This is a genomic window from Mycobacterium sp. NGS69, from assembly GCF_059812165.1.
Genome location: NZ_JCALCD010000012.1, coordinates 24822 through 44573 on the forward strand (window position 1 = coordinate 24822; position 19752 = coordinate 44573).

15 protein-coding genes, 1 tRNA gene and 1 pseudogene are annotated in these 19752 nt (G+C 67.7%); 9 read left to right on the forward strand and 8 right to left on the reverse strand.

Annotated features, from left to right (window positions below; translation table 11 throughout):
* Positions 1-76 precede the first annotated feature (76 nt).
* Entirely contained in the window at positions 77-1687 is a 1611-nt protein-coding gene (locus AC5Y2S_RS26485) for an FAD-dependent monooxygenase (RefSeq protein WP_499959412.1), read from the forward strand.
* A 153-nt stretch (positions 1688-1840) separates the two neighbouring features.
* On the opposite strand, the gene AC5Y2S_RS26490 is transcribed toward AC5Y2S_RS26485, so the two are convergent.
* The 8 genes from AC5Y2S_RS26490 to aceE all read right to left on the reverse strand — a co-directional run bounded on the left by AC5Y2S_RS26490 (position 1841) and on the right by aceE (position 12555).
* Complete coding sequence (locus AC5Y2S_RS26490; protein WP_499959413.1) at positions 1841-2728, reverse strand: type IV toxin-antitoxin system AbiEi family antitoxin; 888 nt, start codon at positions 2726-2728, stop codon at positions 1841-1843.
* A gap of 130 nt (positions 2729-2858) precedes the next feature.
* Entirely contained in the window at positions 2859-4280 is a 1422-nt protein-coding gene (locus AC5Y2S_RS26495) for an acyl-CoA carboxylase subunit beta (RefSeq protein WP_499907207.1), read from the reverse strand.
* A gap of 44 nt (positions 4281-4324) precedes the next feature.
* The gene (gene kasB / locus AC5Y2S_RS26500) at positions 4325-5578 is read right to left on the reverse strand and encodes a 3-oxoacyl-ACP synthase KasB (RefSeq protein WP_499959415.1); all 1254 of its coding nucleotides are present in this window, start codon (positions 5576-5578) and stop codon (positions 4325-4327) included.
* A gap of 29 nt (positions 5579-5607) precedes the next feature.
* Positions 5608-6858, reverse strand: coding sequence for a 3-oxoacyl-ACP synthase KasA (gene kasA / locus AC5Y2S_RS26505; protein WP_499959416.1), 1251 nt, complete (start codon positions 6856-6858; stop codon positions 5608-5610).
* Positions 6855-7202 carry a meromycolate extension acyl carrier protein AcpM gene (gene acpM / locus AC5Y2S_RS26510; RefSeq protein WP_499907201.1) on the reverse strand — a complete coding sequence of 116 codons (348 nt, stop codon included), beginning with the start codon at positions 7200-7202 and terminating at the stop codon, positions 6855-6857. The genes kasA and acpM overlap by 4 nt, the downstream gene beginning before the upstream one ends.
* 81 nt (positions 7203-7283) lie before the next feature.
* Positions 7284-8192: an ACP S-malonyltransferase gene (locus AC5Y2S_RS26515; protein ID WP_499959418.1), complete on the reverse strand. Its 909-nt coding sequence runs from the start codon at positions 8190-8192 to the stop codon at positions 7284-7286.
* Between the two features lie 140 nt (positions 8193-8332).
* Positions 8333-9658, reverse strand: coding sequence for a PucR family transcriptional regulator (locus AC5Y2S_RS26520; protein WP_499959420.1), 1326 nt, complete (start codon positions 9656-9658; stop codon positions 8333-8335).
* Between the two features lie 107 nt (positions 9659-9765).
* On the reverse strand, positions 9766-12555 hold the full coding sequence (gene aceE, locus AC5Y2S_RS26525; RefSeq protein WP_499959421.1) for a pyruvate dehydrogenase (acetyl-transferring), homodimeric type: 2790 nt from the start codon (positions 12553-12555) through the stop codon (positions 9766-9768).
* 116 nt (positions 12556-12671) lie between these two features.
* Between aceE and AC5Y2S_RS26530 the strand changes: the two genes are divergently transcribed.
* The 8 genes and pseudogenes from AC5Y2S_RS26530 (at position 12672) to AC5Y2S_RS26565 (ending at position 19745) form a co-directional block, all read left to right on the forward strand.
* Positions 12672-13262, forward strand: a complete 591-nt coding sequence (locus tag AC5Y2S_RS26530; protein ID WP_499959422.1) for an Rv2240c family protein — start codon at positions 12672-12674, stop codon at positions 13260-13262.
* A 93-nt stretch (positions 13263-13355) separates the two neighbouring features.
* Positions 13356-13778, forward strand: coding sequence for a DUF3052 domain-containing protein (locus AC5Y2S_RS26535; RefSeq protein ID WP_499959424.1), 423 nt, complete (start codon positions 13356-13358; stop codon positions 13776-13778).
* Positions 13778-14239 (forward strand): peroxiredoxin, encoded by a 462-nt coding sequence (locus tag AC5Y2S_RS26540; RefSeq protein ID WP_499959426.1) that lies wholly within the window; start codon positions 13778-13780, stop codon positions 14237-14239. The genes AC5Y2S_RS26535 and AC5Y2S_RS26540 overlap by 1 nt, the downstream gene beginning before the upstream one ends.
* Positions 14240-14286: 47 nt before the next feature.
* A tRNA-Val gene (locus AC5Y2S_RS26545) sits at positions 14287-14358 on the forward strand.
* Between the two features lie 351 nt (positions 14359-14709).
* A complete protein-coding gene (locus AC5Y2S_RS26550; protein ID WP_499959428.1) occupies positions 14710-15240 on the forward strand; it encodes a hypothetical protein in 531 nt (176 codons plus the stop codon).
* Positions 15241-15471: 231 nt separating this feature from the next.
* A complete protein-coding gene (locus AC5Y2S_RS26555; protein WP_499959429.1) occupies positions 15472-16875 on the forward strand; it encodes a PE family protein in 1404 nt (467 codons plus the stop codon).
* A gap of 28 nt (positions 16876-16903) precedes the next feature.
* Positions 16904-17391, forward strand: a pseudogene (locus AC5Y2S_RS26560) (SUMF1/EgtB/PvdO family nonheme iron enzyme); the annotation flags it as partial.
* Positions 17392-17603: 212 nt separating this feature from the next.
* Positions 17604-19745, forward strand: a complete 2142-nt coding sequence (locus AC5Y2S_RS26565; RefSeq protein WP_499959431.1) for a PPE domain-containing protein — start codon at positions 17604-17606, stop codon at positions 19743-19745.
* The last annotated feature ends 7 nt before the right edge of the window (positions 19746-19752 follow it).

Genomic DNA, 19752 nt, shown 5'->3' on the forward strand with positions numbered 1-19752 from the left:
GTTGCGCATTCCGCCGCGCCGTGCCACATTGGGTCTAGACGGAACTAATCCGTTCCGTCTAGATGGGAGACGAACGATGAACGTCACGCATGTCCCGGTGCTGATCGTCGGCGCGGGAGCCGCCGGGCTGGCCACCTCCGCACTGCTCGCAAAACACGGTGTTCGCTCGCTGGTGGTCGAAAGGCGCGGTGAGGTGTTCATCTACCCGAAAGCGCGCAACCTGAGCTTCCGCACCCTGGAGATCCTGCGTGGCCTCGGATTGGCCGACGAGGTCCACGCGATCGCCCACGGCGTTTCCGACATGCTGACCAAGCCGACGCTCAACAGCGCCGAACAGCGTCAGGCGCTCGACGTCAACGCGATCTTCGCGCCGTTCAAGGATCTGAGCCCGGAGCCCGGCGGCCAGTACTGCCCGCAGAGTGCCTTCGAACCGGTCCTCCTCACCCACATCCGTGGACACGGTAGCGAGGCGCGCTACAACACGCAGTTGGACTCGTTCGACCAGGACGAAAGCGGCGTCACCGCGGTCATCCGCGATCGCGAGTCGGGCGCGACCGAGACGATACGCGCTGACTATCTCGTCGCCGCCGACGGCGTACACAGCCCGATCCGGGATGCGCTGGGCGTGACGACCTCCGGCTACGGGGCACTGCCGATCTATGTCGTGTTCGTCTACTTCCGGGCGCCATGGCGACAATTCGCCCGCGACCTCGGTGCGGGCGACGGCATCCAAGTCAAAAACCCGGACGTGGAGGGCATCTTTCTGCCGGTGCGCGACGACCTCGGAATGTTCATCAACACCTACTTTCCCGCCCGCGGCGAATCCGCCGAACAGTTCACCGCGCAGCGGTGCCGCGAGATGCTGACGAAAGCGATCGGCGAGCCGATCGACGTGGAAGTCATCGACGTGGCATCCTGGCAGCCGTACGAGCGGGTCGCCGACCAATTCCGCTGCGGCCGAGTGTTTCTCGTCGGCGATTCGGCCCACACCATGCCGCCGTTCAAGGCCGGCGGGGCCAACACGGCCATCCAGAGCGCGCACAACCTGGCCTGGAAGCTGGCCGCCGTCTTGAACGGGACCGCCGACCCGGCCTTATTGGGCACCTACCATGCCGAGCGGCACCCGGTCGGGCGCTTCAACGCGCGCCAGTCGCTCACCGGGCCGTCGCTGGCCTTCTTGCGGTTGGACGACGACCGGCCGCTATTGCCGCCGGACGAAGAGGCGCCCATGTTCGCGGTGCTCATCGGATACCGATACCGTTCTGCCGCGGTGGTTTCCGACGATCCCGTTCCACCGGATGCCGACGCCGTGTCACTGGTGGAAGAATTGCGCGGGCAGCCCGGCACCCGCGTCCCGCACGCCTGGGTTACCGACGACGGGAAGCGGGTCTCGACCCTCGATCTGCTCGGGCCTGGCTTCACGCTGCTCACCGGAGACGACGATGCGGCGTGGTCGGACGCGGCGACCTGCGCGTCGAAGGCCGCCGGCGTCCCAATCACCGTGCGGCGCATCGGAACCGCGCTCGATGCCGACGGCGCGTGGGCCGCCGCGACGGGACTCGCGCCCGACGGGGCGTTGTTGGTGCGCCCCGACGACTTCGTCGCCTGGCGGGCCGACGAGCTCCCGCGTTCGCCCGGGGACGAGCTCGGCCGGGCGCTGTGCCGGATCCTCGGCCGCGCGCCATGACCGACCCGCCGCGTTTGGAAACGGTGGCCTGCCTGGGATCGAGCACCACCGCGTCGAGGGGAACGTCGGCGTCGGCTGAGATTCCACCGCGAGCAGACGCAGAATCGCACTGCGCGAGGGTCTTTTGTGCGATTCTGCGTCTGCTCGCCATCGTTAACCGGCTTTGCGTGCACGGTCCAAATGGGTGGCGATGCGCATGGCAAGTCGCTCGGGTTCGCGTCTTACATCGAGGACGACGATAGGAATGATCGTCCATCCTAGTTCCTGGATGCTGCCCGATCTTGTTTTGTCTCGGAGCATCTCGCTGCGTCCCGCATGCCACTCGATGCTTTCGTATTCAGCCGCTACGCGCATGTCCGGCCATGCAAAGTCGACTCGCCACAATTCACCGGCGCGACCAAGAATTGGGTATTGAAGTTCAGGGAGCGGGAGCCCGTGGTCGATCATCACAAGCCGGGCTTCGCTTTCCATCGCGGATTCCGCACGTCCGTCGGCAAAGGGAAGAAGTCCCCGCACGGCCACTATCCCGCGGCGGCCCCGCTGCTCGGCGACCGCACATTCGAGTTCAGCACGGCTGCAACGCATCGAACGCAATGCGGCGTCAAGTGTTGCGATTGCGCGAGGACGCGGCAACTGCCTCGCGACTTCGACAGCCGTCCAGGCAGGTCTGGTCGCGAGACGCCCTGCTATCCGTTGCAATGGGGCGCCAGTACGTTGGTGAACCATCAGGCCGACTACGGGACGCATTCGTACGCCAGGATCGAGTATGTGGATTGCGGTCGCGCCTTCCGTGTCGAAGCCGTACAAGGCGGCGGCTGTGTTCATGCACACAACGGCGTGCTGCCCCATAAAGATGTCCAACGCGGTCAGGCGACCTGAAAGATCTGGCTCCTTAGCGGCGTAAACCCCATACCAGACGCGTTTGAGGCCTCCGTTTCGAACTTGGACATCGAGCTGCTGCCGGGTCATTACCGTCAGCAACTGGGCGGTAGTGGCGAACCCGCCAGCCTGCTGTAGGACTGCGAGCGCTCCAGCATGCACCGCCAGAGCATGCGAGGAGCACGCCGAATTGGCGAGTCACCGCTGGGGATAGACGGCCGAGCAGACGCAGAATCGCACTGCGCAGCGCGCGCTTGTGCGATTCTGCGTCTGCTCGCGGTAAAAAGGCGAGCTACAGCGGGATGTTCTTGTGGCGTCCGCGGCGCGCCGGCGCCTGGGCCAACGCCTCGGTGATCTTGCTGCGGGTGTGCGCCGGGTCGATCTTCTCGTCGACCACGCCGATCTCGATGGCGCTGTCGACGCCGCCGGCGATCCGCTCGTGCTCGGCGGCCAACTCGTCGTGCAGCGCCTCGCGTTCGTGGTCGGCCGCGGCGGCCAGCTTCTTCTTGTGCAGGATGCCGACGGCCGCCTTGGCGCCCATCACGGCGACCTCGGCGTCCGGCCACGCGAACACCTTGGTCGCGTTCAGCGAGCGGGAGTTCATCGCAATGTAGGCCCCGCCGTATGTCTTTCGGGTGACCAGGGTGACCCGGGGGACGGTGGCCTCGCCGAACGCGTGCAGCAGCTTGGCGCCGCGGCGCACCACGCCGCCCCACTCCTGGTCGACGCCCGGCAGGTAACCGGGCACGTCGACCACCACGATCAGCGGAATCCCGAAGGCGTCGCACAGCCGCACGAAACGTGCCGCCTTCTCGGCGCTTTCGGAGTTCAGGCAGCCGCCGAGGCGCAGCGGGTTGTTGGCCAGCACGCCGACTGTGCGGCCGGCCAGCCGGCCCAGCCCGACCACCATGGACGGCGCCCAGTGGCCCTGGAACTCGTCGAAAGCGGTGTCCGAGTCGAGGAGCGCGGTCACGATCGGGTGCACGTCGTAGGCCCGTCGCGCCGACTCGGGCAGCAGCGCGTGGATGTCGGTGTCCCCGGCCTCGGCCTTGCTGCGGTCGAAATGCCCTTGCTGGCAGAATAATCCGACCAACCGGCGGCCCCGCTCGTAGGCGTCGAGCTCGTCGTCGGCGACGATGTGGCACACCCCGGACTTCTTGTGGTGCGTCTCCGGGCCGCCGAGCGACGCCATGTCGACGTCCTCGCCGGTGACGCTGCGCACCACGTCGGGCCCGGTGACGAACACCCGGCTCTCGGGCGCCATCACGACGACGTCCGTCAGCGCCGGTCCGTAGGCGGCGCCGCCGGCGGCGAAGCCGACGACGACCGAGACCTGCGGAATGTAGCCCGACGCGCGGATCATGGCCTCGAACACCAGCCCGACCGCGTGCAGCGCCCGGACCCCCTCGGCCAACCGCGCCCCGCCGGAGTGCCAGATGCCCACGATCGGGCTCTGTTCCTCGATGGCGGTGTCGTAGGCGTTGACGATGTGCGTGCACCCCTCGATGCCCATCGCGCCGCCCATCACCGTGCCGTCCGTGCAGAACGCGATGGTGCGCAGCCCATTCACGGTCCCCGAGGCGGCCAGCACGCCCGAGCGGTCACGCTCGTGCAGGAGCTCCACGCTGCCGTTGTCGAAGAAATTGCTCAGGCGCAGCAACGGGTCCCGGGGGTCGAGCGACTCACCAACCGACGAGGGGGCCATGATTGTCATCGCGGGTCTCCTGTTTCCGAGTGTGCCCGGGCTATAGGGCGGGGTTAGTACCGCCCGAAGGCGATCGCCACGTTGTGACCGCCGAATCCGAACGAGTTGTTGATCGCGTACTTGTAGTCGCCCGGCCGCGGCTTGCCCGCCACCACGTCCAAATCGATCTCCGGATCGAGGTTTACGAGGTTAAGTGTCGGCGGGACCACCTGATCCCGCAACGCGAGCACCGTCAAGATCGACTCCACCGCACCGACCGCACCCACCGAGTGGCCGAGCGCGGACTTGGGTGCGTACACCGCCGCCTTGTTGCTGCCCAGCGCCTTGTTGATGGCCCGAGCCTCGGCCACGTCGCCGACCTGGGTGCCCGTGGCGTGGGCGTTGATGTGGTCGATGTCGTTGGGGGTGAGGCCCGCGAGCTGGATTGCCCGGGACATCGCATGGCCGGCGCGCTCCCCATTGGGGTCCGGCGCCACCATGTGGAAGCCGTCCGAGGTGATGCTGGCCCCCATGATCCGGGCCAGGATGTTGGCGCCGCGAGCCTTTGCGGTCTCCTCGGTCTCGATCAACATGAGCGCTCCGGCCTCGCCGAACACGAACCCGTCGCGGTCCTTGTCGAATGGACGGCAGGCACCGGCGGGGTCGTCGTTGTTGGTGGACATCACGATGCGCATCTGGGCGAACCCGGCGATGGGCACCGCCTCGATCCGCGTTTCCACGCCACCGCAGATCGCGGCGTCGGCCTCACCGAGCACGATCTGCTGCCAGGCACGGGCGATGCCCTCCGAACCGGACGCACACGCCGAGATCGGCGTCATCACACCGGCTTTGGCGTGCCGTTCCAGTCCCACAGCCGCGGCGGCGCCGTTGGGCATGTACTTCTGCACCGCCAGTGGTGAGACCGCCTTCATGCCGCGAGCGCGCAGGTCGTCGTAGCTGAAGACGAGCTCCTCTGCCGAGCCCAGCCCGGTCCCGATGGAGACCGCCAACCGGTTGGTGTCGAGCTCGGGATTACCGGCGTTCTCCCACAGGCGCCGGCTCAATACGGTGGACATCTTCTGCAGGTAGCCCATCCGGCGCAGCTCGACTCGCGTGAGCTGACTGTCGAACTCCTCCAGCAGGTGCCCGCCGATCTTCACCGGCAGGTCGAACTCCTCGACGAACGGGTCGTCGAGGGTGCGGATCCCGCTTTGGCTGTCCAGCAACATCTTCCACGTGTTCTCGGCGTCCGTTGCGAGTGCGGTCGTCATGGCAACGCCGGTAACCACTACATTGGGGAGTGCTTTCCCCGTAACCAGCTCCGTCATGGCTTTAGCGAACGTTCCTTCCGTGCTGCCTAGTAGCGCCCAAACGCGAGCGCCACGTTGTGACCACCGAAGCCGAACGAGTTGTTGATTGCGTAACGGAATTCGCCGTAGCGAGGTTCGCCCGCGACCACATCAAGGTCGATCTCGGGATCCGGGGTTTCGTAATTCAACGTGGGTGGTATGACGCCGTCCCGAAGGCTCAATACCGTCAAAACGGATTCCAGCGCGCCGACCGCGCCGATCGAGTGGCCCAGCGCCGACTTCGGCGCATACACTGCGGCGTGCTCGCAACCGGCGACACGGAGCGCGTTGGCCTCCGCGGCGTCGCCGATCGGTGTCGCCGTCCCGTGCGCGTTCACGTGGTCAATGTCCTTGGCGGACAAGCCCGCCAGCTCCAACGACCGCGTCATCGCACGACCGGCACGAACACCGTCCGCGGCGGGCGCCACCATGTGGAAGGCGTCCGAGGTGATACCGGCACCCAGCAGGCGGGCCAGCGGCTTGGCGCCGCGGGCCTTGGCGTGCTCTTCCGTCTCGATGAGCATGAGCGCCCCGGCCTCGCCGAACACGAAGCCGTCGCGGTCCTTGTCGAACGGACGCGAGGCACGCTCGGGCTCGTCGTTGCGGGTCGACATGGCCCGCATCATCGAGAACGCCGCGATGGGCAGCGCCTCGATCGGCCCCTCGACGCCACCGGCGACGGCGACGTCGGCATCCCCCATGACGATCTGGCGCCACGCGTGGGCGATGGCCTCCGAACCCGACGAGCACGCCGAGACCGGGGTCATCACGCCGGCGCGGGCCCCGAGCTGCAGACCCACCACCGCGGCGGCGCCGTTGGGCATGATCATCTGAACGGCGAGCGGCGACACCTTACGGGGGCCGCCCTCGTTCATCAGGTCATAGCTCTCGATGACCCGCTCGGCGCCACCCAGGCCCGTGCCGACCACGACCGAAAACCGGTCGGGGTCGACCTCGGGACTGCCGGCGTTCTCCCAGAGCTGACCGGACAGCAGCTTGCCCATCCGCTGGACGTAGGACATGCGGCGCAGGTCGAGCCTGCCCATGTGGTTGTCGATGGGCTCCTTGAGGTGTCCACCGATCTTCACGGGCAGGTCCCACTTGGTGACGAACTCGTCTTCGAGTACGTGGATGCCGCTCTCGCCGGCCAACAAGCCCTTCCACGTGCTCTCGATGTCCGGCGCGATCGATGTCGTCGCCGTGACGGCGGTTACCACAACGCTGGGGTAACCGCCATTGGCAGTGGAAGGCTTGGTCACTTGCTGTCCGCTTCCAGCCTCGCCTTGACGTTGGCAACAGCCTCGGGGTTCTCCGACTCCAGCTTGGCGCGCAGCGCTGCGGCGGCCTCGGGGTCCTCTTCCTCGAGCTTCTGGATGTAGGCGACCACGTCACCGACGGTGCGCAGGCCGGCGAGGTCCTCGTCGGGGATCTTGACGCCGTACTTGTCCTCGGTCTGCACCGCGATCTCGACCATCGACAGCGAGTCGATGTCCAGGTCGTCGACGAACGACTTCTCCGGGGTGACCTCCGACGGCTCGATACCGGTCACCTCTTCGATGATCTCGGCGATACCGGCGATAATTTCTTCCTGAGTGACGGCCACGGCCTATTCCCTTCGTAATGTGTTGTGTGCAAATCGGATTGACGTTTGCAGTATTTATTTTTCTGGCGAAAAGCCGGCGGTTTAGAGGTCTGCCAACTCGTCCAGATCTGCGGGTGACTTCACGGCACGGGCCGTAACCCCCCGAAGTTCGCGTTTGGCGATGCCGGTGAGCGTCCCCGCCGGGGGGAACTCCACGATCGCCGAAACATCATGCGCACGCAGATACTCGGTGCACAGGTCCCAGCGCACCGGCTGGGTCAGCTGGGCAACGAGCGTGTCCATCGCGGCCGCCGCCGAGGCGACGGGCTTTCCGTCCCGATTGGACAGCAGTGTGGCGGTCGGCTCGGCGGTCGTGACGGTGGCCGCCGCGGCGGCGTAACCGTCCAGGGCCGGAGCCATGTACTTGGTGTGGAAGGCACCGGCCACGCCGAGGGCGCGCACACGCGCCTTGGCCGGCGGGTCCTCGGCGAGCTTTTCCAGCGCGGTCAGCGGGCCCGCGGCGACGATCTGCCCGGGCGCGTTGCGGTTGGCCGGGAACAGCTCGAGCTCCTCGAGGCGGCCCAGCACCTCGGCCTCGTCACCGCCGAGCACCGCGGACATGCCGGTGGGCTCGATGGCGCAGGCCTTGGCCATTTCGGCGCCGCGGGTGGCGGCCAGCGCGACGGCGTCGTCGGCGGCCAGCACGCCGGCGATCGCGTAGGCCGCGATTTCCCCGACGGAGTGCCCGGCGACGATGAATTCTTCACCGGCGAGCAGGTCGCGCCTGGTCAGCTCCTGGTGCGCGAGCAGCGTGGCCGCGACGATCAGGGGCTGGGCGACCGCGGTGTCGGTGATTTCCTCGGTCGATGCGGTGGTCCCGAGGCGAACCAGGTCCAGGCCGCTGGCCTTAGACCACAGGGCCAGCTGGTCTGCGGCGCCTGGCAGCTCCAACCACGGCGACAGCATCCCCTCCGTCTGCGAACCCTGTCCGGGCGCAAGCAATGCAATCACGTGTTTAAGAGAACACTGTGGAAACGGTTTTGGCGGGTGTAACAGATTATGAACCTCGTCTTAGGTTTTTGTATGCATCTTACAAAACCGCCCTCTAAGCTACGGTTTTGATACCGCGCCGCGATCTGTTGGCTGGATCACTATCGCTCAGACGCGCGTGCAGCGTCACTCCTGGCCGGTAGGGGGACCGGCGCCAGGGCTGTGTTGTCGATGCTGGACGGCTGCGCGGGATAGTTCAGCTGGCCCACCGTCGAGGCCACACGCAGGACGTATGCGTCGCGCGGCTGGGTGGGATCACGCCCGGTGAAGTCGGTGATGCGCTTGAGCCGGTAGCGCACCGTGTTTGGATGAACGAACAACTTTCTGGCACAAGCTTCAATCGCGCCGCCACAATCTAAGTACGCGTCGAGGGTCTCGATCAGCGTTGGCCCGGCGTCCGCCAGCGGCCCCATCACGTCGGTGTGCAGCGCCACGATCGCCGACGCGTCGCCCATCAGCGCGCGTTCGGGGAGCAGCTCCCGGGCCAGCACGGGCCGCGGCGCCCCCCGCCACCCGGCGACGGCGTTCATCCCGGAGATCGCCTCGCTGGCGCTGTGGTAGGCCGCGGTCAGCATCGGCGCCGTCGGCCCGATGACCACCGGGCCGTCCGACAACGCATTCAAAAGGTCCCCCAGGAATTTGTCGGTTAGCGATAGTTGGCCGGACACGATCGCCACCAGCCAGGTGCCGTGCACGTCGGTGAGCGCCGCGCGGCCGTGCTGCGCGGCGATGTCGCGGACGTCCTGGCTGGCCCGCTGGCTGCCGCTGTCGCCGTTCGCGCCGTCCCGGGCGGGCGCGGGGATCCCGACGACGACCGTCGCCGGGGCGGTGGTGTCCCAGTTCAGGGCCGCGGCGCGGGACAGCAGTTCGGGTCCGGTGTCGCCGCGAACGACCGCGTCGACGACGCTGGCCTCCATCCGGCTGTCCCAGGTGCCGCGCGCCTCGGCCGCGTTCGCGTAGGACGAGGCGGCGGTGAACGCCAGGTCGCGGCTGTACTTCAGGATGCCCACGGTCAGGGCGGTCAGCTGCTCCTCGGAGCGGGCCACCAGGGGCACGACCTCCTCGAAGAACTCCATGGTGACGCGGGCCAGGTCCACGGTGTCGCGCAACGCGATGCGGCGGGCCAGGTCCTGGGGCACCAGTTCGAAGGCCTGCGCGGTGTAGCTGACGTCGCTGTGCGGGTCCTGCATCCACTCGACGAAGTTGTTGATGGCCGTCTGCACCACCAGGGCCACGCTGGCCCGCTGCGACGCCTCCAGGCCGGCGAAGAACGGCAACCGATCGCCCATGACCGCCACCGCCTCGGTGGCCAGCCGGCCGGAGTACTGCTTCAGCCGGCGCAGCAGGGATTCCGGGACCGTGTCCAGCAGCTCGAGCGGTGAACGCGGGTGCTTGGCGAATGGGCCGGCGAAGGGGTTGTCGTTCACCCCTAAAACCTACGCCATTTTTTGGAAGTATTCGCCAAAGGTGTGCCCGCGTCGCGCGCTTTGGGGTGTGGTGACGGGCCGAGTGTGCGGTAGGGAGGCGGCCGGCGTCAGGCGACGCCGGGGTCGGAGGTCTGCTCCGGCGCAGCCATGACGTCGTCGATCCGGTACTGGCGGGCGGCCGCGACCGGCACGGACGGGTCGATCTCGCCGTCGCGCGCCAGCGCCTCGAGCACCGCGACGACCTGCGACTCGGCGTCGGTGTTGAAGAAGCGCCGCGCGGCGGGCCGGGTGTCGGAGAAGCCGAACCCGTCGGTGCCCAGCGTGACGAAGGTGCCCGGCACCCATTGGCGGATCTGCTCGGGCACGGCGCGCATCCAGTCCGACACCGCGATCACGGGGCCGCTGGCATCGGCGAGGGCGCGGGTCACGTAGGGAGTGCCGGCCGGCTGGTCCGGGTGGCGCAGCCGGGCCCGCTCGACGCTGACGCCGTCGCGGTTCAGCTCGCCCCAGCTGGTCACCGACCACACGTCGGCCGCGACGTCCCACTCGGCGGCCAGCATTTCGGCCGCCTGCAGCGCCGACGGCATGGCCACTCCGGAGGCCAGGATCTGCGCCTTGTTCGCCCGCTGTTCGGTGGCGACGCGATAGCGGTAGATGCCGCGCAGCACACCCTCGGGATCGAAGTTGTCCGGCTCGGGCGGCTGCGGGTATGGCTCGTTGTAGATGGTGATGTAGAAGAACACGTTCTCCGGGTTCTCCCCGAACATGCGGGCCAGCCCGCTCTCCACGATGTAGGCGATCTCGAACGCGAACGCCGGGTCGTAGGACACCGCCGCGGGATTGGTGGCGGCCAGCAGCAACGAGTGGCCGTCGGCGTGCTGGAGGCCCTCACCGGTCAGCGTGGTGCGGCCCGCGGTCGCGCCGAGCAGGAAGCCGCGCGCCATCTGGTCGGCCGCGGCCCACAGCCCGTCGCCGGTGCGCTGGAACCCGAACATCGAATAGAAGATGTAGATCGGGATCATCGGCTCGTTGTGCGTCGCGTACGACGTGCCGGCCGCGATGAACGAGCCCACCGAGCCCGCCTCGTTGATGCCCTCGTGCAGGATCTGGCCGACTTCGCTTTCCTTGTAGGCCAGCATCAGATCGGCGTCGACGGCGGTGTACAGCTGGCCGAGGCGGTTGTAGATCTTCAGCGACGGGAACCACGAGTCCATCCCGAACGTGCGCGCCTCGTCGGGAATGATCGGCACGATCCGCGGTCCAACTTCCTTGTGCCGCAACACTTCCTTGAACGTCCGCACCGTCGCCATGGTGGTGGCGACCTCTTGGTGGCCCGACCCCTTCTTCAGCGCGGCGTAGGTCTCGCGGCCGGGCAGCGAAAGCGCCTTGGCCTTGGTCCGGCGCTCGGGCAGGAAGCCGCCCAGCGCGCGGCGCCGGTCGAGCAGGTAGCGGATCTCCGGGGCGTCCGGGCCGGGGTGGTAGTAGGGCGGCAGGTAGGGATCCTCTTCGAGCTGGGCGTCGCTGATCGGGATCCGGATGGCGTCGCGGAAGTCCTTGAGGTCTTGCAGCGCAAGCTTTTTCATCTGGTGGGTGGCGTTGCGGCCCTGGAAGTGCGCGCCCAGCGAGTAGCCCTTGATGGTCTTGGCCAGGATCACCGTCGGCTGTCCCTTGTGGTCGACGGCGGCGCGGTAGGCGGCGTAGACCTTGCGGTAGTCGTGGCCGCCGCGCTTGAGGTTCCAGATCTCCGAATCGGTCATCTGCTCGACGAGCGCCTTGGTGCGGGGGTCGCGACCGAAGAAGTGGTCGCGCACGTAGGCGCCGTCGTTGGCCTTGTACGTCTGGTAGTCGCCGTCGGGCGTGGTGTTCATCAGGTTGACCAGCGCGCCGTCCTTGTCGGCGTGCAGCAGGGCGTCCCACTCGCGGCCCCAGACCACCTTGATGACGTTCCAGCCGGCGCCGCGGAAGAACGACTCCAGCTCCTGGATGATCTTGCCGTTGCCGCGCACCGGGCCGTCGAGGCGCTGCAGGTTGCAGTTGATCACGAAGGTCAGGTTGTCCAGGCCCTCGAGCGCGCCGACGTGGGCCAGGCCGCGGCTTTCGGGCTCGTCCATCTCGCCGTCGCCCAGGAAGCACCAGACGTGCTGGTCGGAGGTGTCCTTGATGCCGCGGTCGTGCAGGTAGTGGTTGAACCGCGCCTGATAGATGGCGTTGAGCGGGCCCAGGCCCATCGACACGGTCGGGAACTCCCAGAAGTCGGGCATCAGCCGCGGGTGCGGGTAGGAGGGCAGCCCGCCGCCGGCGTGGCTGTGCTCCTGGCGGAAGCCGTCGAGCCGCTCCTCGCTGAGCCGGCCCTCGAGGAAGGCGCGCGCGTAAATGCCGGGGGAGGCGTGGCCCTGGATGAAGACCTGGTCCCCGCCGCCGGGGTGCGACTTGCCGCGGAAGAAGTGGTTGAAGCCGACCTCGTAGAGCGCCGCCGACGAGGCGTAGGTCGAAATGTGGCCGCCCACGCCGATTCCCGGGCGCTGGGCGCGGTGCACCATGATCGCGGCGTTCCACCGGATCCACGCCCGGTAGCGGCGTTCGACGTCCTCGTCGCCGGGGAACCACGGCTCCAGCTCGGTCGGGATGGTGTTGACGTAGTCGGTCGACGTCAGCGACGGGAGGGCCACCCGCTGGTCGCCCGCGCGCTCGAGCAGCCGGAGCATCAGGTAGCGCGCCCGCGCCGGCCCCGAGCGCTCCAGCATTTCGTCGAAGGACTCGAGCCATTCCGACGTCTCGTCGGGGTCGATGTCGGGCAGATAGGACGCCACACCCTCGCGGATCACCCGAACGCGGTCGGGTTCGCTTGCGCTACTTGGGGTTTTCGCCAGGTCGTGGCGCGCGAACTCGGTGGTCAACTTCCGCTCCTGTAGTCGGCGGGGCAACGGCTTTCGTCGTATCCCCCTATCGTGCCGCACCGACGTTTCGGGCGGGTACCCGCGGTGAGGATCCGGACCCGGTAACGTCTCCAACCGTGCTCATCGGATGGCGTGCCGTCCCTCGCATGCACCTGGGGGAGATCCCCAAGCGAGGCGCGCTGGCGCTTGGCTGTGTCGCGGCGGTGATCCTCGGGATCGTGGGGTGTACCAGTGTCACCAAGGGGACCGCCACGCCCGATACGAATGTCGCCCCGGCCTACCGGCAGTCGGTGTCCGCGTCGGTGTCGGCGTCGTCGGCCACCTCGCGGGTCCGCGAGTCGCAGCGCCAGGCCTCGCTGACGACCAGGGCGGTGCGCACCTCCTGCGACACGCTGGCCACCTCCGCCAAGGACGCGATCGACCGGGTGAACGACTACGTCGCGTCGTTCAACGCGGGCCGCAACACCGGCCCGAACGAGGGCCCGGCGATCGGCGCGCTCAACGACAGCGCCACCACGGTCTCCAACAGCTTCAGCGATGCCCTGTCGCAGCAGCTGAAGGACGCCTTCAACGCCTACGTCGACGCGGCGCGCGGGGTGGCCAACGCTATCGGCACGCACGCGTCGATAGCCGAGTTCAACAAACGGGTCGACCAGCTCAACGACACCAAGACGAAGGCGCTGAAACTCTGCCTGGCATCCTACTGAGACGCCTGGTGAGGCACGGGTATGGACCGCGTCGCGGCTGTGCGACGATAATTCCCATCACACGGCGCGCAGATAGCTTAAGGAGGCTCCACGGTGGTCGCGGCGGATGACGCCCCGAGCTACGCTCGCAAACTCGGCATCCATCGAGACCAAGTCGTCCAGGAGTGGGGCTGGGATGAGGACACCGACGACGACATCCGCGCCGCGGTCGAGGAGGCCTGCGGCAGCGAGCTGCTCGACGAGGACAGCGACGAGGTGATCGACGTCGTGCTGCTGTGGTGGCGCGACGGCGACGGTGACCTGGTGGACACCCTGATGGACGCGATCGGCCCGCTGGCCGAGGACGGCGTGATCTGGGTGCTGACGCCCAAGACCGGCAAGCCCGGTCACGTGCTGCCCGCCGAGATCGCCGAGGCGGCCCCCACCGCGGGCCTGATGCCAACCTCGTCGGTCAACCTGGGTAACTGGAGCGCCAGCCAGCTGGTACAGCCGAAGTCGCGGACCGGGAAGCGTTGATGCTGCCCGTCGGCACCGCCGCCCCCGACTTCACATTGCGCGACCAGAACCAGCAGCCCGTCACCCTGAGCTCCTACCGCGGCGCCAAGAACGTCCTGCTGATCTTCTTCCCGCTGGCATTCACCGGGATCTGCCAGGGTGAGCTCGACCTGCTGCGCGATCACCTGCCGGAATTCGAGAACGACGACAGCGTGGCGTTGGCGATCTCGGTGGGTCCGCCGCCGACGCACAAGATCTGGGCGCTAGAGAGCGGATTCACCTTTCCGGTGCTGTCGGACTTCTGGCCGCACGGCGAGGTCAGCCAGGCCTACGGCGTGTTCAACGCCGACGCCGGCTACCCCAACCGCGGCACCTTCGTCGTCGACCGGTCCGGGATAATCCGATTCGCCGAGATGAAGGACCCCGGAGAATCCCGCGACCAGCGGCTGTGGACTCAAGCCTTGGCGGCTCTGAAGGCCTGAATTTTTGGGTGCACGGCCCGTCGGCGTGTAGCCTGCTGCGGGCATAAGGGCGCGTAGCTCAGTGGTAGAGCTCTGGTTTTACACACCAGCGGTCGGCGGTTCGATACCGTCCGCGCCCACCGATGTTATTGCAGTTCAAGGCCGTACGACGGCGGTGCGGGCCTGGAGAGAAAACCCCCGATGCGCCGAGGTTGTGCCGACGGGGTTCGCAAATGTTCGCGATGTGTCGGGGGGTCTCGGGCCGGATGGGTGAGCCGTCCTCGGTGACAGCACCAGACCGCTGTCGGGCAGATGGGCGGTTCTGCTCCAGCCTCCGCCCCCAATGCGAACAGTAGCGTTACTCTGCCCGGACCGTTTGACGACCGGCGAGTTTTCCGAGTTGACCGTGAACGGGGCGACCCTGGTGCCGGCGGGGCTGGGCCGACTGATGCCGAAGGCGTGAAAGGGCAACCGGCACAATGGCTCTCACGATGGCCGATCTCACGCCCCGCGCGCGTGAGCTGATCGAGCCGGCTTTCGACGAAAGCGGCCACGCTATCGGCGGCGTGCTTGCCGGGGGCGTGCTCTTCTCGGCGGTCGTGTCCGGTGGTCTTCGGCACGGCGATATCAGCGGATTGACCACCTTCGATTTGCTGCCGCCGGGCCGGGAGCCTGAGATGGCGTTTGCCGGCCCTTGGGCACAAGCACGGTGGCGTCACGGCCGGTGCACGACCCAGCGTGGGATGTGGGCGGCGTTGGACGATACCGGCCGTGAGGACGCCGCTGTGTTGAGCTTGGCCGGTGGCACGGCTGCGGGTGTCCGCGTCATTCCGTTGATGCAGCGGTGCCGGGGCTCGGTCGTCGAACTGGCGGCGCAGCTCTGCGGCGAAAGCAACGTCGAGCACGCCGATGTGCTCGCCGCGCTCCAATTGACGAAGCAGACCGCGCCGATCGGCCTCTCATCAATCCGATCGGGTTGTGCACCAGGTACTTTCACCGTGATACGGGCGCCCGCCGCCTAACAGTGTTGACGATGAATTGAGCCGCTCGCGATGAATGTGGGGGGGCCGATCAACTATTCAGACTTGGACTGGGGCAATCCAGTTCCCAATGCAGGTAGTCCTGTGCAAAGAACTGGTATGGGTATCCCCCAAAACCGCGTTACGATTCGGATCGGCGCGTGACCTGATGCTCGTCCAGGCGATTCCGGGTCGCGATGACGTATAAGTCAATTAGGTGGTGGGAGGTTTCCCATGTCGGTTGTGATCGCGACGCCGGAGCTGATGACGGCGGCGGCAACAGATCTGGCGAGTGTCGGCTCGTCGCTCAGCGCGGCCAACGCGGCTGCGGCCGGCCCGACGACGGGGGTGCTGGCCGCTGCTGAGGATGAGGTGTCGGCGGCGGTGGCGTCGCTGTTCTCGGCTCATGGTCAGGGGTTTCAGGCGCTCGGTGCGCAGGCGGCGGCGTTTCATGCCCAGTTTGTGCGGGCGTTGAACGCCGCCGGTGGTGCCTATATGGCCGCCGAGGCGGCCAATGCCTCGCCGTTGCAGGCCCTCCCGCAACCGTTGGAGACCCTCTGGCAAGACGTGCGGGGAGTGATTAATGCGCCCACCGAGCTGTTGTTGGGGACCCCGTTGATCGGCAAGGGCATTAACGGGGCGCCGGGGACCGGGCAGGCCGGCGGGCCGGGGGGGCTTTTGTTCGGGCCCGGCGGTGATGGCGGGTCGGGCGCACCGGGACAGCCTGGCGGCCGGGGCGGTAACGCCTGGTTGTTCGGCAGCGGCGGCCACGGCGGGGCCGGTGGGGCTGGCACGGGCGGCCACGGCGGCAACGGCGGGGCCGGCGGCAACGGCGGGCTGATCCTGGGCAACGGGGGTGCCGGCGGCGACGGCGGCGCCGGCGGCGCCATCAACACCACCGGCAACGTCACCGTGACCGGCGGCAACGGCGGCAACGGCGGGCCCGGCGGCAACGGCACCAACGGCGGCCCCGGCGGCAACGGCGGCCCCGGCGGTGGCGGCGTCCTGACCGCCGGCACCACTTCCGCCATCGGTGGTGGTGGTGGTGGCAGCGGCGGCGCAGGCGGTAACAGCACCGGCCTCGGCGTCGGTGGTGTCGGCGGTGCCGGCGGCGCCGGCGGTTCGGTCACACTGGGCGGGATCCCCGGCGGTGCCGGCGGCGGCGGCGATGGCGGCCAAGGTGGCGGCGCAGCCGGCACCACTGGCGGTACCGGTGGTGGTGGCGGAGGAGGCGGCGCCGCCAGCTTCGGTATCGCTACGGTTACCGGCGGCAACGGCCACGGTGCCGCCGGCGGCGGCGGCGGTGGTGCCGGCGCCTCCGCCAGCGGCACCAGCGGCACGCCTATCGTCGCCGCCGGTGGCGGCGGCGGTGGCGGCGGTGGTATCACCGGCGGCATCGGCGGCGCCGGTGGTGCGGGCGGCCAAGTCGCCGGCAGCATTCCGGGCGGTCTCGGCGGCGCCCCTGGCAACGGCGGCAGCGGCGGTGGCCTTGTCTTTGGCCCGAGCGTCGCAGCGGGAAGCGTCGTCTCCACCAGTGCCGGTGCCGCCGGCATCGGCGGTGGTGGTGGCGGCGGCGCCGCGACTGTCGTGACCGGCGGCGGCTCCGGGACTGGCGGTAAGGGCGGCAACGGCGGGTAGCACTGGCTAACACCGGCGGCGGGCCGACCAGGCCCGCCCGGTTACGAACGCGGAATTCGCCGAATTCGTCTCCGCCACAGGGCATGTCACCGTCGCCGAGCGGGCGCTCGGCACCGCGGACTACCCCGGCGCACCGAAAGAGAACCTGCAGCCCGGATCGATGGTGTTCACCCGGACCAGCGGACCGGTCGACCTGCGCCATCTGAGCCAGTGGTGGACCTGGACGCCCAGGGCGTCGTGGCGTCATCCGGTGGGGCCGCACTCGTCGATCGCCAAGCGCGCCGACCATCCCGTCGTGCACGTCGCCTATGACGACGCAAAGGCGTACGCGGCCTGGGCGGACGCGCGCTGCCGACCGAGGCGGAATGGGAGTCCGCGGCCCGCGGCGGTCTTGACCACGCGGCGTATGCGTGGGACAGCGAACCTGAGGAGCCCGGGCCATCGGGGCAGCGCCTGGCCAACTACTGGCACGGCGACTTCCCCTGGCGCCCCGACGCCGGCTACGGGCGCACCACGCCGGAATACCACCGCAGGTGCGATCTCGGCGGACGCCCTGGTCGATCCATCGGAACGGCGGCGCGATGTTGTCCGCGGAGTCTGCGCCGGGAGGCGCCAATCCGGCCAGGTCAACGCCACGCCAAGAATTTAGGCAAGGCTAGCTTTACTAGCTCTAGTGTGTGTAGCCTACCCTTACTTCGGGCAGCTTAATGGTGGAAGGACGACTACATATGAGTTTTCTGGTGTTGCCGCCAGAGATTAATTCGGCGCGGATGTACACGGGTCCGGGTGCGGGCCCGATGCTTGCCGCCGCCGCGGCCTGGGATGGGTTGGCCGCCGAGCTGGACTCGGCGGCAGGCTCGTTCGGATCGGTGACCTCCGGCCTGGCCGCGGAGGCGTGGCAGGGCGCCGCGGCGCAGGCGATGGCCGGTGCGGCCGCACCCTACGCGGCGTGGTTGGCCGAGGCCGCGGCTCGCGCGCAGACGGTAGCCGGTCAGGCCAACTCCGCGGCCGCGGTGTTTGAGGCCGCCCGGGCGGCGGCGGTGCATCCAGGGCTGGTCTCGGCCAACCGGTCCCAATTGGTGTCGCTGGTCAACTCGAACCTGTTGGGCCTCAACGCGCCGGCGATCGCAGCCGCCGAGTCCGAATACGAGCAGATGTGGGCCCAGGATGTGGTCGCGATGGTGAGTTACCACGGCGGGGCGTCGGCGGCCGTCGCGGCGCTGACACCGTGGGAGCATGCGTTGCAAAGCCTGCCGAGCCTGCAAGGTTTGAACCTGGGTCTCGGCAACATCGGCATCTTGAACCTGGGCAGCGGGAACTATGGGTCGTATAACTTCGGCGGGGGAAACAGCGGCCCCGGCACGACCGGCGGGGGCAACTTCAACTTCGGCTTCGGCAACTACGGATCCTTCAACTTCGGTGCGGGCAACGGTAACTCGCTCTTCAGCGAGGCGACGTCCTACTACAACGTGGGATTCGCCAACATAGGTCAATTCAACTTCGGCGTCGGCAACATCGGTGGCGGCAACATCGGCATCGGCAACGGCAGCGCCTATTCGCACGACAACCCGGCCCCCGGCTATCTCAACGTCGGTATTGGCAACCTCGGCAACGGCAACTGGGGCATCGGGAACCTGGGTAACAACAACATCGGCTTGGGAAACCTCGGCAACAACGACATCGGCATCGGGCTCACCGGCAACAACCAAATCGGGTTCGGCGGGCTCAACGCCAATGGTGCCGGTTGGAACATCGGCCTGGGTAACAACGGCAGCTTCAACTTCGGCTTCGGCAACACCGGCAACAACAACTTCGGCCTGGCCAACACCGGCAACCACGACATCGGCATCGGACTCACCGGCGACAACCAAATGGGCTTCGGCGGCTGGAACTCGGGCAGTGGCAACACCGGCCTGTTCAACTCGGGCACCGGCAACACCGGAATCTTCAACTCGGGGACCGGCAACTGGGGCATCGGCAATACCGGCAGCCATAACTGGGGGCTGGTCAACTCCGGCACGTTCGACACCGGTGTCGGCAACACGGGTAGCACCGAAACCGGTTTCTGGAACGCCGGCAGCAGGAGCACCGGTTTGTTCAACGCAGGCTCCAACAACTTCGGCGTTCTGGATGCAGGTACCAGGAACGTCGGTTTCTTCGATGCGGGAACCGCCAACGTGGGCAGCTTCGATTCGGGCCTCAGCAACGTCGGCTTTGGTAACTCGGGCTTTGCCAATGTGGGCTCGTTCAACGCCGGAAGCTGCAACACGGGAGCCTTCAACTCCGGGGGCACCATTGACGGGGCCGGAAACACCGGCTTCTTCAACGCGGGCAACACCAACACGGGCTTCTTCAACTCGGGCAACACCAACACCGGTTTCTGGAACTCGGGCAATGTGAATACGGGCTTCTTCGGTACGGGCAGCTACAGCGGCAACTCGGGCTTCGGCAACACCGGCACGGGCAACTCCGGCTTTTTCAACACCGGCGGTGACTACAACTCCGGATTCCACAATTCGGCCGCCGGCGGGTACAGCTCGGGATTCTGGAACTCCGGCGGCGGCACAGAAATGGGCTTCTTCAACTCGGGTGACAACGGATACAACGTCGGTCTCTTCAACTCGGGCCACGGGGGTAGCAACATCGGCATCGGCAACTCGGGTACCGGCGGCGGCAACGTCGGCCTTTTCAACACCGACTCGAATCCCACCGAGGGCGAAAGCACCGGCATCCTCAATTCCGGCGCCGGCCACAACGTCGGCTTCTACGACTCGGGCGACCACGACTCCGGTGTCGGCAACTCGGGCAGCAGAAGTTCGGGTGGCTTCAACACCGGCAACTATCAGTCAGGGTTCTTCAGCGGCAGATAGGCAGCGC